Annotated in this window: 12 protein-coding genes; 6 read left to right on the plus strand and 6 right to left on the minus strand. The window is 57.6% G+C overall.

Annotated elements, in window-relative coordinates:
• The first annotated feature begins 309 nt into the window (after nucleotides 1-309).
• The 4 genes from pstS to pstB all read left to right on the plus strand — a co-directional run bounded on the left by pstS (nucleotide 310) and on the right by pstB (nucleotide 4061).
• A complete protein-coding gene (pstS, locus tag ACYASS_RS23040) occupies nucleotides 310-1335 on the plus strand; it encodes a phosphate ABC transporter substrate-binding protein PstS (protein WP_463587811.1) in 1026 nt (341 codons plus the stop codon).
• A gap of 70 nt (nucleotides 1336-1405) precedes the next feature.
• Entirely contained in the window at nucleotides 1406-2401 is a 996-nt protein-coding gene (gene pstC, locus ACYASS_RS23045; RefSeq protein WP_243248412.1) for a phosphate ABC transporter permease subunit PstC, read from the plus strand.
• Entirely contained in the window at nucleotides 2398-3282 is an 885-nt protein-coding gene (pstA, locus tag ACYASS_RS23050; RefSeq protein ID WP_243248413.1) for a phosphate ABC transporter permease PstA, read from the plus strand. The genes pstC and pstA overlap by 4 nt, the downstream gene beginning before the upstream one ends.
• Entirely contained in the window at nucleotides 3282-4061 is a 780-nt protein-coding gene (pstB, locus tag ACYASS_RS23055) for a phosphate ABC transporter ATP-binding protein PstB (protein ID WP_087263883.1), read from the plus strand. Before pstA ends, pstB begins: the two co-directional genes overlap by 1 nt.
• Before the next feature lie 213 nt (nucleotides 4062-4274).
• Here the strand turns inward: pstB and ACYASS_RS23060 are convergent, their stop codons facing one another.
• Complete coding sequence (locus ACYASS_RS23060) at nucleotides 4275-5201, minus strand: LysR family transcriptional regulator (RefSeq protein ID WP_463587812.1); 927 nt, start codon at nucleotides 5199-5201, stop codon at nucleotides 4275-4277.
• A 378-nt stretch (nucleotides 5202-5579) separates the two neighbouring features.
• On the opposite strand from ACYASS_RS23060, the gene ACYASS_RS23065 reads away from it, so the two are divergent.
• Nucleotides 5580-6380 (plus strand): glucose 1-dehydrogenase, encoded by an 801-nt coding sequence (locus ACYASS_RS23065; RefSeq protein WP_463587813.1) that lies wholly within the window; start codon nucleotides 5580-5582, stop codon nucleotides 6378-6380.
• Nucleotides 6373-8199: a glycoside hydrolase family 15 protein gene (locus ACYASS_RS23070; protein WP_463587814.1), complete on the plus strand. Its 1827-nt coding sequence runs from the start codon at nucleotides 6373-6375 to the stop codon at nucleotides 8197-8199. Before ACYASS_RS23065 ends, ACYASS_RS23070 begins: the two co-directional genes overlap by 8 nt.
• Nucleotides 8200-8411: 212 nt before the next feature.
• On the opposite strand, the gene ACYASS_RS23075 is transcribed toward ACYASS_RS23070, so the two are convergent.
• Genes ACYASS_RS23075 through ACYASS_RS23095 form a run of 5 tightly spaced genes read right to left on the minus strand, consistent with a single transcriptional unit; the run spans nucleotide 8412 to nucleotide 14380 of the window.
• Nucleotides 8412-9845, minus strand: a complete 1434-nt coding sequence (locus ACYASS_RS23075) for a DUF2723 domain-containing protein (RefSeq protein WP_463587815.1) — start codon at nucleotides 9843-9845, stop codon at nucleotides 8412-8414.
• 21 nt (nucleotides 9846-9866) lie between these two features.
• On the minus strand, nucleotides 9867-10853 hold the full coding sequence (locus ACYASS_RS23080) for a lysylphosphatidylglycerol synthase transmembrane domain-containing protein (protein WP_463587816.1): 987 nt from the start codon (nucleotides 10851-10853) through the stop codon (nucleotides 9867-9869).
• A complete protein-coding gene (locus ACYASS_RS23085; protein WP_463587817.1) occupies nucleotides 10850-11590 on the minus strand; it encodes an SDR family oxidoreductase in 741 nt (246 codons plus the stop codon). Before ACYASS_RS23085 ends, ACYASS_RS23080 begins: the two co-directional genes overlap by 4 nt.
• 13 nt (nucleotides 11591-11603) lie before the next feature.
• Entirely contained in the window at nucleotides 11604-12920 is a 1317-nt protein-coding gene (locus ACYASS_RS23090; protein ID WP_463587818.1) for an FAD-binding oxidoreductase, read from the minus strand.
• Nucleotides 12917-14380 (minus strand): UbiA family prenyltransferase, encoded by a 1464-nt coding sequence (locus tag ACYASS_RS23095; protein WP_463587819.1) that lies wholly within the window; start codon nucleotides 14378-14380, stop codon nucleotides 12917-12919. The genes ACYASS_RS23090 and ACYASS_RS23095 overlap by 4 nt, the downstream gene beginning before the upstream one ends.
• Nucleotides 14381-14395: the final 15 nt, after the last annotated feature.

Below are 14395 nucleotides of genomic sequence, written 5' to 3' on the forward strand. Positions count from 1 at the left end.
GTCTGCAAAATTCCTGTCGTCAAAATGCAACATTCAGGGCCGCGGAACCTGAAGACAGTCAGCATTTCAGCGATATGGCTGGCTCAAAGCTATTATTCCGAAAATTTCTCGCCCATATCTGCGTAACCCCGGTTTTCATTGGGCGAAACACGAAGTTACGCATTCACTCCCCCTCAGAAAAACCTACAAAAAAGCCCCTTTGTGACACAACTCGACTGATTGTCATGAAACCGCAACATTCCGAGGATTAAATCCGCATCGGGCCTTCCCATGGATGGGCCACCAAATTTCCCTTGTTGAGGTATCGCCGTGATTCTGCTGACTAAAAAACGCTTGTCGGTTCTGCTCGCTTCGATGTGCCTGAGTGGCATGGCCCATGCGGTAGACGTAACAGGCGCTGGTTCGAGTTTCGTCTTCCCGGTTATCTCCGCGTGGTCGCAGAATTACAGCAAGTCTGCCGACAACCGCATCAACTATCAGTCGATCGGTTCTGGCGGTGGTATCGCTCAGATCAAGGCTGCAACTGTAGACTTCGGCGCTTCCGACGCTCCTCTGTCCGCAGAAGACCTGGCTGCTGGTGGTCTGGGTCAGTTCCCGAGCGTGATCGGCGGCATCGTGCCAATCATCAACGTTGAAGGCATCGAGCCTGGTCAACTGAAGCTTGATGGTCCAGTACTGGCCAAGATCTTCATGGGTGAGATCAAGAAGTGGAACGATCCAGCGATCGTTGCCTTGAACCCAGAGCTCAAAGACAAACTGAAAGACCAGAACATCACCGTTGTTCACCGTTCGGACGGCTCGGGCACTTCGTATAACTTCACCAACTACCTGAGCAAAGTCAGCCCGGAGTGGGCTAAAGAACTGAAGTTTGGTTCGACCGTTCAATGGCCAGCCGGTGTAGGCGGCAAGGGTAGCGAAGGCGTTTCGGCTTACGTTAAGCAGATCAAGGGTTCGATCGGCTACGTTGAGCACTCCTACGCTGAAACCAACAAACTGTCTTACACCCAGTTGAAGAACGCTGCGGGCAAGTTCATCAAGCCAGACGCCAAGGCCTTCGCTGCCGCAGCTGACACTGCTGACTGGAACAGCGTTAAAGACTTCAACCTGATCATGACCAACGCTCCGGGCGAAACTGCATGGCCGATCACGGCTACCACCTGGATCATCATGTACAAGAAAGCCAAGAACGCAGAGCAAAGCGCTGCTGCTTTCGACTTCTTCAAGTGGTCGCTGGAAAACGGTCAGAAACAAGCTGAAGACCTGTCCTACGTAGCACTGCCGAAAGCCCTGGTTACCAAGGTTGAGGACTACTGGAAAACCGAGTTCACCAAGTAATTCGACGTTTCTCCGGCTCACCCCTGTCATCGCTGCCCGATGACAGGGTTTCTTTGCGAGTGGACCCAAGATGACTGAAAACACCCAATATTTGTCCGCTGCGATCCCTGCTTCCGTCACTGAAGGTGAACGCCGCGCGGCCCGTGATCAGCGTCATGATCGCTGGTTCAAACGCGTCATGGGCGGTTCGGCGATGCTGGTTCTGGCATTGCTCGGCTGTATCGCACTTTCGACCTTGTGGGGCGGCAGCCTCGCATTCCAGACCTTCGGTTTCGGTTTTTTAACCAGCACCGAATGGAACGTGGTCGACGGCAAGTTTGGTGCACTGGTGCCGATCTACGGTACGTTGGTCACCTCTTTTCTGGCTTTGCTGATCGCCGTTCCGGTGAGCTTCGGCATCGCGATTTTCCTGACTGAAGTAGCGCCGCCATGGTTGCGACTGCCGATTTCTTCGGCTATCGAGTTGTTGGCGGGTATTCCTTCGATCATCTACGGCATGTGGGGCCTGTTCGTGTTCGGCCCTTATATGGCTGAACATATTGCACCGTGGATCAATGACAACCTGGGCGAGCTGCCCTTTATCGGCACGATGTTCCAGGGGCCGCCACTGGGTATCGGCATGCTCACCGCCGGTATCGTGCTGGCGATCATGATCACGCCGTTCATTACCTCGGTGATGGTCGAAGTATTCAAAAGTGTCCCTACCACCCTTAAAGAGTCGGCGTACGCGTTGGGCGGCACGACCTGGGAAGTGGTCTGGGACATCGTTCTGCCGTACACCCGTTCCGCCGTTGTCGGTGGCATCTTCCTCGGCCTCGGCCGTGCGCTGGGGGAAACCATGGCGGTGACCTTCGTACTGGGTAACTCCCACCAGTTCTCGGCGTCGTTGATGATGCCAAGTAGCTCGATTGCTTCGGTAATCGCCAACGAGTTCAACGAGGCTTACACCGACTTGCATCGCTCGTCGTTGATTGCCCTGGGCTTCCTGCTGTTCGTAGTGACTTTCATCGTGCTGGCTCTGGCTCGCATCATGCTGTCGCGTCTGTCCCGCAAGGAGGGGTTATGAGTAAGGAAGTGACTGGCAACGAGAGCCTTTATCGGGTTCGCGACTTGAAGAACAAAGCAGCAATGGTCCTTAGCTGCGCCGCGACGGCTTTCGGCCTGTTGTGGCTGGTGTGGATCCTGCTGACCACCATCATCAATGGTGTGGATGCCTTGAACTTTCGACTGTTCAGCGGCATGACTCCGCCGCCTGGCGTTGAAGGCGGTCTGGCCAACGCCTTTTACGGCAGCGTGCTGATGTCCGGCATCGGCCTGTTGATCGGGACGCCGATTGGCCTGATGGCTGGTGTCTGGCTGGCAGAGTTCGCCCGCTACTCGAAACTGGGTAACGCGGTCCGCTTCGTCAACGACATCCTGTTGTCGGCTCCCTCCATCGTGCTGGGCCTGTTTGTGTACACCGCGGTGATTCTGCCCCTCAACGAATGGACGGATCACAAGGTTGGCTTTTCGGCGATTGCCGGTGCCCTGGCGTTGGCTTTGCTGGTAATCCCCGTGGTGGTGCGTACCACCGATGAAATGCTTCAGTTGCAGCCTTCGACCATGCGCGAAGCCGCGCTGGCGCTGGGTGTGCCGCAGTGGAAGCTGACCCTGCAGATCGTACTGCGTGCTGCCAAGGCGGGTGTGGTGACAGGTGTCTTGCTGGCGCTGGCCCGCATCACTGGCGAAACCGCGCCGTTGTTGTTTACCGCGTTCGGCAACCAGTTCTGGAGCAGCGATCTGCTCAAGCCGATGGCCAGCGTACCGGTCGTGGTGTTCCAGTACGCCATGAGCCCGTTCGACGATTGGCACTCTCTGGCCTGGGCTGGCGCTCTGGTCATGACACTGTTCGTGCTGATCCTCAGCCTCGCTTCCCGCTTAATTCTTTTGCGCAATAGGGCGTCTTGATGAATAACCTTTCCCTTGCCAATGAAAAAACCAAGATTCAAGTTCGTGGTCTGGAGTTTTTCTACAACGAACAGAAGTCGCTGAAATCCATCGACATGATCATCCCGGAAAAACGCATCACCGCGATCATCGGTCCGTCGGGTTGCGGCAAGTCGACCCTGCTGCGCGTGTTCAACCGTATTTACGCGATGTACCCGAAGCAGGAAGCCAAGGGTGAAGTGCTGCTGAACGGTGAGAACATCCTGGCGCCGGGTTATTCGATGAACCGCCTGCGTAGCCACGTGGGGATGGTGTTCCAGAAACCTGTGCCGTTCCCGATGTCGATCTTCGACAACATTTCCTACGCCATCAAGCATCATGAAAAGCTGTCGCGCCGTGAAATGGAAGACCGCGTGGAAGAGGCTCTGCGTGGTGCTGCGCTGTGGGACGAAGTCAAAGACAAACTCAACAAGAGCGCCACCGGTCTGTCTGGCGGTCAACAGCAGCGTCTGTGCATTGCCCGCACCATCGCGCTGCGCCCGCAAGTCCTGCTGCTCGACGAGCCGACTTCAGCGCTGGACCCGATCTCTACCGGGCGTATCGAGCAACTGATCACTGAGCTCAAAGAGCAGTTCACGGTGATCATCGTGACCCACAACATGCAGCAGGCTGCGCGTTGCTCGGATTACACCGCGTTCATGTTCATGGGTGAACTGATCGAGCACGGCGATACCGACACCATCTTCACCAAGCCATCCAAAAGCCAGACTGAAGACTACATCACCGGCCGTTTCGGCTGATTCTCCAACGTTCGCATCTGACCTGTAGGAGCGACCGGGGTGGCGCTCCACCGAGCACCGCGAGGCCGCGATAGCGCGCTGTATCAGAAAAAACGCTATCGCTGCCTCACGGTGCTCGTGAGTTCCTACAGAAAAGCATCCCAAATCAAATAGTTATTCTTTTTTTTGATGAGGGTGTGCCAAGTTTTTGAATTCCCAGAGTTGTTGATCCTTTCAGAGAATCGGGGAGAACTTGTCGCGGTCTCCCATGAATTCTTCCAGTCTTTTGCGTAACCACCGCTCTGCCGGGTCGGTGTCCATGATGCTCAGCCAGGTCATGGACAGTTCCAGATTCGGTGTGATGAAGGGCAGGGGTTCGCCGTATAGTTGGCCGGTATTGATCATTGCCTGAGTCAGGTGGTCCGGCAAATTGCACAACAAATCAGTGCCCGCCATCAGTGCGGGCAATGTGCTGTATTGCGGCACTGACAGTACGGCCTTGCGTTTGCGACCAATCGCGTCCAGCCATTCATCGGCGAAGCTGCTGATATTGGCTACGTGAGAGACCACCACATGCGGGCGTGCGCAGTATTCGTCCAGCGTCATCGGCGTTGCCGATTTGTCGGCGCGTACCACCATCGGCTGTATGGAACGCAGCAGTTTTCGCTTGGCGTTGGCGGGCAGCTCCTGAGTCAGGCATACCCCCACCGTGATTTCGCCGGACATGAGCAACTCGGAGATATTCCAGTAGTTGACCTGTTTGATGACCAGTACAACGCCGGGGGCTTCTTCGCGGATGGCGCGTAGCAGGGCGGGCATCAGGCTGTATTCGACGTCATCGGATAGACCGATGCGAAAGGTCATGTCGCTGCTCGCAGGGTCGAAATCCCGGGTGAGGCTCAGGGCGACCGACATTGCATCGAGTGCCGGGGACAGGTGATGAATGATTTCCTGTGCCCTGGCGGTGGGTTCCATCCGGTGACCGACGCGGATGAACAGCGGATCATTGAACAGCGCCCGCAACCGGTTGAGGGCGGCGCTGATCGTTGGTTGGCCGAGGAATAGTTTTTCGGCGGCGCGAGTGACGTTGCGCTCTTGCATCAAGGTTTCGAAAACCACCATCAGATTGATGTCGGCCTTGCGCAGTTCGTTTCGGTTCATTGGGCTCGCGATCCGGGAGGGCTTTTAGCGTTGTGGGGTCAAACTAGCAGTTACATGCTGTAACGCTCAAGCTGCGTGTTGGGTTTGGGTTTGGGTTTGGGTTTAGTGTCGATACCAGGTTTTGGGGGTATATCCGGTATTGCGGTTGCTGCTGTTATTGGTTACGCCCTTACGGCGCCTCACTTTTGGGCCGGCTTCCGGCTCCTTTCAAAAGTGAGGCGCTGTAAAAGCGCAACCAATTGCAGCCGTAACGCAGCAATGGATACATACACAGGCCAAACAGAAACAGCCCATTACAACTCCACACCCACTCCCGCACTGAACTTCAACGAAGCCCCCCGGGTCAGCTTTACATGCTGACCTAGAGGGCTCGAATCCATGCATATCTCACTGGAACACCAAGTCGCATTGGTCACAGGGGCCAGCTCCGGCCTCGGCGCAGGGGCTGCAAAAGCATTGGCAGCAGCGGGGGCTGCAGTTGTCATCAACTACAACTCCCATGCCGAACCCGCCGAAAAACTGGTCGATCAGATCATCGCTGCAGGTGGCAGGGCGCTTGCAATCGGGGCCGATGTGTCGAAGGAAGACGAAGTCGAGCACCTGTTCGCCAAAACACTGGAACACTTTGGCCACCTGGACATTCTGGTAGCCAATTCCGGGCTGCAAAAAGATGCCTCCATCGTCGACATGAGCCTCGCTGACTGGAACAAGGTCATCGACGTCAACCTGACTGGACAATTCCTCTGTGCACGTGCCGCGCTGCGTCAGTTCATCCGCCAAGGTATGCGTCCTGACATCTCACGGGCCATGGGCAAGATCATTCACATGAGCTCAGTGCACCAATTGATCCCTTGGGCGGGACATGCCAACTACGCCGCGTCCAAAGGCGGTGTCGACCTGCTGATGCGCAGCATTGCTCAGGAAATGGGCGAGCAGCGAATCCGCGTCAACAGCATTGCCCCCGGCGCGATTCGTACCGCAATCAACGAAGAGGCCATGGCAGGCGACAAAGAGGCCGAGCTCTTGAAACTGATTCCCTACGGTCGGGTCGGTGATGCCGAGGATGTGGCCAATGCAGTGGTATGGCTGGCCTCGGACTTGTCCGATTACATACACGGCACCACGCTGTTTATTGATGGCGGCATGAGCCTCTATCCGGAGTTTCGAGACAATGGCTGATTTCCCGGAAGAACCGCAAAACCCTATAGAGAACCACGGCATCATCGGCGATATGCGCAGTGCCGCACTGGTGGCGGATACCGGGAGCATTGATTTCTGCTGCTGGCCCGACTTCGACAGCCCGTCAATCTTCAGCGCATTGCTGGACACCAACCAGGCGGGCATCTTCAAGCTCGCGCCGGACTTGCCCAACGCTCGCCGTCAGCAGATTTATCTGCCCGATACCAACGTTTTGCAAACCCGCTGGATCGATGAAGAAGCGGTGATCGAAATCACTGATCTGATGCCGGTTGGCGACAGCGAGGACGATTTGCCGCGGATAGTGCGTCGTGTGCAGGTGCGTTATGGCAGTGCGACGATACGCATGCAGTGCCGGGTGCGACTGGATTACAGCCGGGCAGACACCACCGCCAGGCTGGCCGGTGAAGATGTGTGCTTCGAGGCGAATGGGCAACCGGGCATGCGCCTCTCGGCGAATGTACCGTTGCAGGTGAGCGAGCAGGCCGCGACTGCCGAATTCATCCTCAAAAAAGGTGAGTTCGTGGAGTTCATACTCGGCGGTATCGATGATCCGCAGGTCAACGCCGGGCAATGCCAGCAATATTTTGTCGACACCCTGGCGTTCTGGAAGCGCTGGAGCAAACAGTCGGAATACCGCGGTCGCTGGAAGGAGATGGTTAACCGCTCTGCGCTTGCCCTCAAGTTGTTGACCTCACGCAAGCACGGTGGGATTGTCGCCGCGGCGACCTTCGGCCTGCCGGAAACGCCCGGCGGGGAGCGCAACTGGGATTACCGTTACAGTTGGATCCGCGATGCCTCGTTCACGATTTATGCGTTCATGCGCCTGGGTTATACCGAAGAAGCCAACGGCTTCATGCGCTGGGTGCGTGGACGTCTCGGCGACTGTTGCGAAGACTCCAGTCAACTCGGGATCCTCTACAGCCTTGATGGCCGTGAAGAACTGCCCGAAGAGCACCTCGATCACTTTACGGGTTATGGCGGCGCGTTACCGGTGCGTATCGGCAACGAGGCGTACAAACAGGTCCAGCTGGATATTTACGGCGAGCTGATGGACGCTGTTTACCTGGCGAACAAGTATGGCGAGGCGATTTCCTACGAGGGCTGGCAGCACGCAACCCGGCAAGTGGATTACGTCTGCGAGCATTGGCGCGACAAAGATGTCGGCATCTGGGAAATGCGGGGCGATGACAAGCATTTTCTGCATTCCCGGCTGATGTGCTGGGTCGCGCTGGATCGCGCATTGCGTCTCGCTTTCAAGCGTTCGTTGCCTGCGCCCTTCGACCGCTGGGACAAGGAGCGCCAGGCCATCCACGACGACATCTGGAAGAACTTCTGGAATGAAGATCTGGGGCATTTCGTACAGCACAAAGGCAGCCGCAACCTCGATGCCTCAATGCTGCTGATGCCTCTGGTGCGTTTTGTCGGGGCCAGTGATCCGCGCTGGCTGGCGACGCTGGACGCCATTGAGGCCACACTGGTTCGTGATGGCATGGTCTATCGCTATCGCAACGATGATGATCATCACGACGGTCTGGCTGGCGAAGAGGGGGCCTTCACCGCCTGTTCGTTCTGGTACGTCGAATGCCTGGCGCGTGCGGGACGGGTCGAGCAAGCCCACCTGGAGTTTGAACAACTGTTGCGCTATGCCAACCCTTTGGGGCTTTACGCTGAAGAGTTTGACAGTTACGGACATCATCTGGGCAACACGCCTCAGGCGCTGAGTCATCTGGCATTGATCAGCGCGGCGAGCTTTCTGGACCGTAAGCTCGATGGTGGGAAAACGTTGTGGCAGCCTTGATCAGGTGATCTGAATGCGGTTTTTGTGGGCGCCGAGCCTGGCCTGGGACGATACAAAAACCGCAGTTTCAAGCGAGACCGCAGTATCGTTCATCGCGAGCAAGCTCTACTCCCACAGGAGAGCCCAAGCTGGATATGTGGGAGCTGAGCTTGCTCGCGATAAGGCTGTACGCGATCTAGAGCAAAGCGCATTCCAGATCACTGGTTATGTGCTCATCGACTCTGCAACGTATACCCCACCACGGCATTCTCCAGCACGAAGCGTTCGCTGATCATTGCGCAGTAGCTGGTGCGAGTCAGGAACGCGCCGGGGCCGGTGAGGAACACCTTGATGTCATTCACTTCCTCGCACATTTCCAGCGTCCGCCCCGCTAATGCACCACTGGCCTGAGCCGAGCGCAGAGCGCCCATCGGGGTCCAGTCGGCGATGATCAGTGAGCCGGGCGGTGCGGTTTTTTCATAGACACGCACAAACTGTTCGGCCGAGCGATCGGGCAGATACGGAGCCATAAAGTAGTGAATGTCATCGCGAAACGGCAACGACTCACTGTGTACCGGCAAACGAATAACACCCGCTGCGTACAGCGAGTAAACCAGCAGAATTGCAACCGGTGAGCTGAGCACCGAGAGGTTGAGTAGCGACTGGCCGCTACGACTGGGTGGCAGCAATCGACCAAGGCTGATGATGCCCAGGACGCACAGCAATGCCACTCCAGGCAGAAAGAACGTGAAGCGGTCGGTGACGTTGTAAGACACGGCAAAAACAAAGTTCAGCGCAGCGGCACACCACAGCAGACGCAAGCGATTGTTCTTGGGAAGCAGAACCAGCCCGAGCACCTGCGGACCTATCAGGGAGAGCAGCAAAATGAAAACCGAATTCTTTTCATGCCACATGTCATCGAAGCGCAGCAGGCTGCCTTCCCAATTGGGCGTCTCGGCCTGTAGCGATGAGCCGGTCAGGTAGCGGTGGGCGATGTCGATGAGGCTCATGCCGGATTGCAGGTCATGGGCAATCGCCGGGAAGGCCACCGAAAACCCCAGAGCGAAGCCCGGAATGGTCAGCACGGTACGCAGTTTGTGCTGATATAAAAGTTGCAGGTAAAGCGGCAGCAGGACAACGAACGTCAACTGGTGAATCGCCGCGCCCAGCCCTGTCAGCAGGCCGATGACCAGCAGTTTGCCGACGGCGACCAAGCGCGGCTTCTGATCCAGATGGACCTGATAGGCGAGCAGCACGAACAGTGAATTCAGAATGTAGACCTCGGCTTTGGTCGACACCCAGAACACACCGTGAGCGAGGATCGTTGCCGCCGCTGCCAGCAATGCCTGACGCTGGCTGGCGCCGACATTCATCGCCAGCGAGTAGATGATCCACGCCAGCGGCAACAGCAAAATGGAGTTGAGCAAACTCAGCACCAGAGGGCCGAAGAGGTCAAAGACCAGGGTGTTGATGAATTGATACAACGGGTGATCCAGCGGGCCGAGGGACTGGCTGAAGTAATGCCCTTGGGACGCCTCGGCGAGAAATACCCCGTTGTCCATCCATTGAATCGGGCCGCTGGAAGCCATGAAGCTGGTAACGATTGCGGCAAAGAGCAAAAGCAAGGCAACTGCATTTGACGAATGACGGTGACTTCCCTGGACCATCGGGTGACTCCTGTACGTGAATTAATCTGCTGCTGACTGTTCAATCACGGTTCGATCCTGCGCATCTTCGCCCTTGAGCTGCAGCAGCATCACGGCACCAATCGCCACGGCAAACCACAGGGTCGCGAGGCGGATCAGTACCGTGGCCGCAATCGCGTCGGCGCTGGACATGCCTTTCCATACCAGCAGGCCGACCATCACCGCTTCGGCACCACCCAGCCCACCCGGCATGAAGCTGATTGCCCCGGCCAGCATCGCCAATGCATACACGAACACGGCAAAGGTCAGCTCGATGTCGGCACCCATCCAGTTCAGGATCCAGTGGAACGCCAAGGCTTCAGCGCTCCAGGCGATAACGCTGAGCGAGGTCACGCCCAGTAACAGACTCAGGCGATGACAGCGCTGGGCTGCCAGCAAAACCTCAAGCAGATGACGACCCAGGCTCAACAGTTTTCCACCCCCGGCCGGGATTGCCGCTGCGATGCGTTCCAGCAGACGCCGTTGCGAAAGCACCAGCAAACCGATGCACACCAGGGCTACACCGACCACGATCATGGGGCGTGACGCCGGGTACAGCGACAGGCCGAACAGGGTCAGCAGGACCACCGCAAACAGGTCTGACAGACGTTCGCTGAAAAACGCCGCGAAGCTTTGCGGATACGGCACACCCCAGCGCTTGAGCAACACGCCCCTCAAGGCTTCACCGGCCTTGCCTGGCGTAGTGGTGAGGGCAAAACCCGCCAGATAGATCTTCAGGCTCGGCTGCCATGGCACAGGATGACCGAGCACGTTCAGATACGTCTGCCAGCGCAAGAAACGCAGCCCGTAATTGGCTGCCGACATCGCCAGTGCGATAGCGATGCCGATCAATCCGACTTCACCCACCGCCTTGCTGACTGCCTCCCAGCCGCCCCACAGGGAGAAGCCCAGATAACCCAGCGCAGAACACACGACTGAAAGCACCACGGCACGATAACGCCAGCCCGACAGCAACAGCGTTTCGTTCATAGGTTCAGCCTCTTGAACACTGGCTGTGGAATGGAGCGGATGATCAGCATGATCAACGCCCAGAAACCGGGGGTGTACAAGGTTGGCGCTTTGCGGGCGATGCCGGCGACGATACGTTCCGCCACTTGTTGGGGTTGTGCCAACAGCGCCGCCGGGAGCAACAGCCCTTGAGTCATGGGCGTGTCGACGAAGCCGGGCTTGATCGTCAGGACATGCACGCCGACCTTGAAAAGCCGTGCCTGCAAGCCTTCGCTGAAGGTCGAAACCGCTGCCTTGGCTGAGCCATACAGATAGTTGGACGGCCTGCCGCGGTCCCCCGCGACTGAAGAAATAACGGCCAGACTGCCACATCGCTGGGTTTCGAACTGATTGGCCAACAGGGTCAACAAGGCGATAACCGAGGTGCCGTTGTTGGCAAACTCCTGTAAGGCGACGCTCACATTCTGCTCGCAGACCTTCTGGTCGGGCAGGGTGCCGTGGGCAATCAGTGCAACATCTATCTGCCCGAGTGCCAGCAGGCAGCTCTCCAGCATCGCCGGGTGGGAGGCGATGTCCGTAGCGTCCATTTCGTGCAGGGTAATGGTTTTGGCGCCACGGCCCTTGAGATCCGCCGCTGTCTGTTCAAGCTTGTCGGCATTTCGCGCTACCAGGAAAAAGTCGCTGCCTTCACTGGCCCACAATCGGGCACAGGCAGTGGCAATGGCCGAGGTCGCGCCGATGATTAACACTCGTTTCATAAGGTGCCTCGTTTCATAAAATCACTCGTTGCCAGAAGCGGGACATCAGGGAGGGATCGCGCAGTGCTTCGAGGCGTTCCCAGGCGGGATACGCCTGACGGAAGTCGCTGCCGCTCATGTGCGCGTCTTTGGCCGGATACAGACGACCGCCCGCGGCCCGGACAATCGCGTCCAGACGTGGGAACAGGACGTGTCGCAAATCGCTGCTGTTGGGGAAATCCAGCGCCAGCGAGGTGCCGGGCATGGGGAACGACAGCAGCCCGGGCGAGGCGATATCGCCGCAACGTTTGAGCACGGCCAGGAATGAACCCTGGCCGGATTCGGCAATAACCCCAAGCAGATCAGCCATCGCCACTTCGGCGTTCGCATCGGAAATCACGCACTGGTATTGCTGAAACCCTTGGCGGCCGTAGATGCGGTTCCAGTGCAGGATGCGATCCAGCGGATAGAAGAACGGCGCGTAGGCGCTGCGTCGGGCTGTGCGCTTGCCCGGATGCGCGCGCCAGTACAGCGAGTTGAACGCGCGCAACGACAGGTTGTTGATCAGCGAGACGGGCGGCGTAACCGGCATATTCAGGCGACTGCTGCGCTCGACTTCAAGGGAGCCATAGCGGGCATGGTCACCGACGATGAACACGCCGCGCCCGGTATCGGCACCTTTAGCCAGGCAATCGACCCAGGCCACGCTGTACTCATGTTGATGGTCGAGTTCGGCGGACAGGCTGAAAAACTCTGCAAGATTGGCGAAGCGCACCACGGTATTGTCGATCTGGCTGGAGCGTATCGGCATCAGTTGCAAATCGGCCCAATTGATAACGCCGGTCAGGCCCAGCCCGCCAATACTGGCGGTGAACAGCCTGGTGTTTTCCATCGGCGAACAGATCCGCGCTTTTTCGCCGTGACGCAGCAGGCCGAAACGCAAAACATGATTACCGAACGTGCCACGCAGATGATGGTTTTTGCCATGCACGTCATTGGCAATGGCACCGCCAACGGTGGCGAATTGTGTGCCCGGTGTAACCGGTAAAAACCAGCCGCGAGGGATCGCTGCCGCCAGAATTTCCGCGAGGGTCACGCCGGCTTCCACGCGGATGGTTCCGGTGCTCCAGTCAGCCCGAATGAACCGGTCCAGCGCTCGCATGTGCAGGACCTGATCACTGGCGGCCAGACAACTGTCGCCATAGCTGCGGCCGTTGCCGTAGGGCAGGCTGGTCTGATGCTGGTCGATGACGTTGTGCAGGTGATCTGTCAGGCCGTCTATCCATGGACAGGTATGTCCGTGTTGCGCGGTGCGGGGATATCTGCCCCAGGAATACAAGGGTTCAGTCATGCTGCAATCCAGAAAACCAGAACGAAGAGGGCACCGATCACCTGGCTCATGCGGTCGCGAATCGCGAACACCACCGGGTCATCGTTCATCAGGCCGCGATGGGTGAGCATCCACACACGGGTAATCCAGAACAGCAGCAGCGGGCAGGTCAGCCAGATCACATGCGGATGGCCGTACATCGCGACAGTCGAGCCTTCGTGGATGTACAGCGCCAGCACCATCACCGCCAGGTGTCCGGAAGAGGCGCCCAACGCTGCGATCATGTCCAGGTCGCCGGGGTAGTAACCGCGGCCACGCGCCTTGTCCATGAGGTCCTTGGCCCGGGCCTCACGCAGTTCGGCATAGCGTTTGACCAGCGCCAGACTAAGGAACATGAACATCGAGAAAGCCAGAATCCAGAAGGTCAGGGGCAAACTGAATGCGGCCGCACCTGCCAGAATCCGGGCGGTGTAGAGCATCGCCAGGACGATCACGTCCAGCACCATCTGGCGTTTCAGGCTTAATGAATACGCCAGGGTCAGCCCGTAATAGGCCGCCAGGACGGCGGAGAATTGCCAAGGCAACAGCAAAGCGGCCCCCCCGAATGCTGCGATCAATAGCAGCGGGACGACCATCAACCCGGCTTTGATCGACAGCTTGCCACTGGCGAAAGGGCGCTTGTGTTTGGTCTGATGATGGCGGTCGTCGGCAAGGTCCAGCAGGTCGTTCAGGACGTAGACACTGGAAGCGCACAAGCCAAAGAACAGGAAGGCCAATACACCGTTGAGCAAAAGGTCTGCTCTGCCAAATTGATGTGCTGCGAGCAACGGGACGAAGATCAGCGCGTTCTTCATCCACTGGTGCATACGCAGGGCTTTACGCCAGTCGCGCAGGCTTGATGTATTGGAGTGAATGACGCTTTTTACGTTGCCTTGCGCCTTGGCTTTTTTCTCCACTCCGGACAGAGGATTGACGACTATCGCCTCGCGGGCAGCGTCCCAGATGGGCAGGTCGTCCATGGAGTTGCCAAGGTAATCGAAGCCGTTCTGTCCGTAATGACCCACGAGCAGATCACGCTTCTTGTGCGCAGACAGGTTGCGGTCGGCATTGGACGCCACCACCAGGTCGAAGAGTTGCAAGTGTTCGGCGATGCGTTTGGCCAGGCTGTCATGACTGGCGGTGGCCAGCACGATCATCCGCCCGTTGGCCCGCTCGGCCTCAATCAGTTCGATCACTTGCGGGTCATACGGCAACACCGTGACGTCAATCTGTGTATTGAGCGCCAGACCTTCTTTAAGAGCCGCTTTGCCTTTCAATAACCATCCAAACAGTTTGAATATCTGCAGCGGATGACTTCGAATGAATGTCATCGCTGTTTCCATCAACAAATCGGATCGCAATAAGGTGCCGTCGAGATCGACAACTAAAGGGGTGAAAGTCTGGGGATTAGTGTGTTGAACTCTTCCCTGAATTCTGGCCATGTCTGTGCACTCCTG

This window comes from Pseudomonas sp. HP_14, from assembly GCF_055283875.1.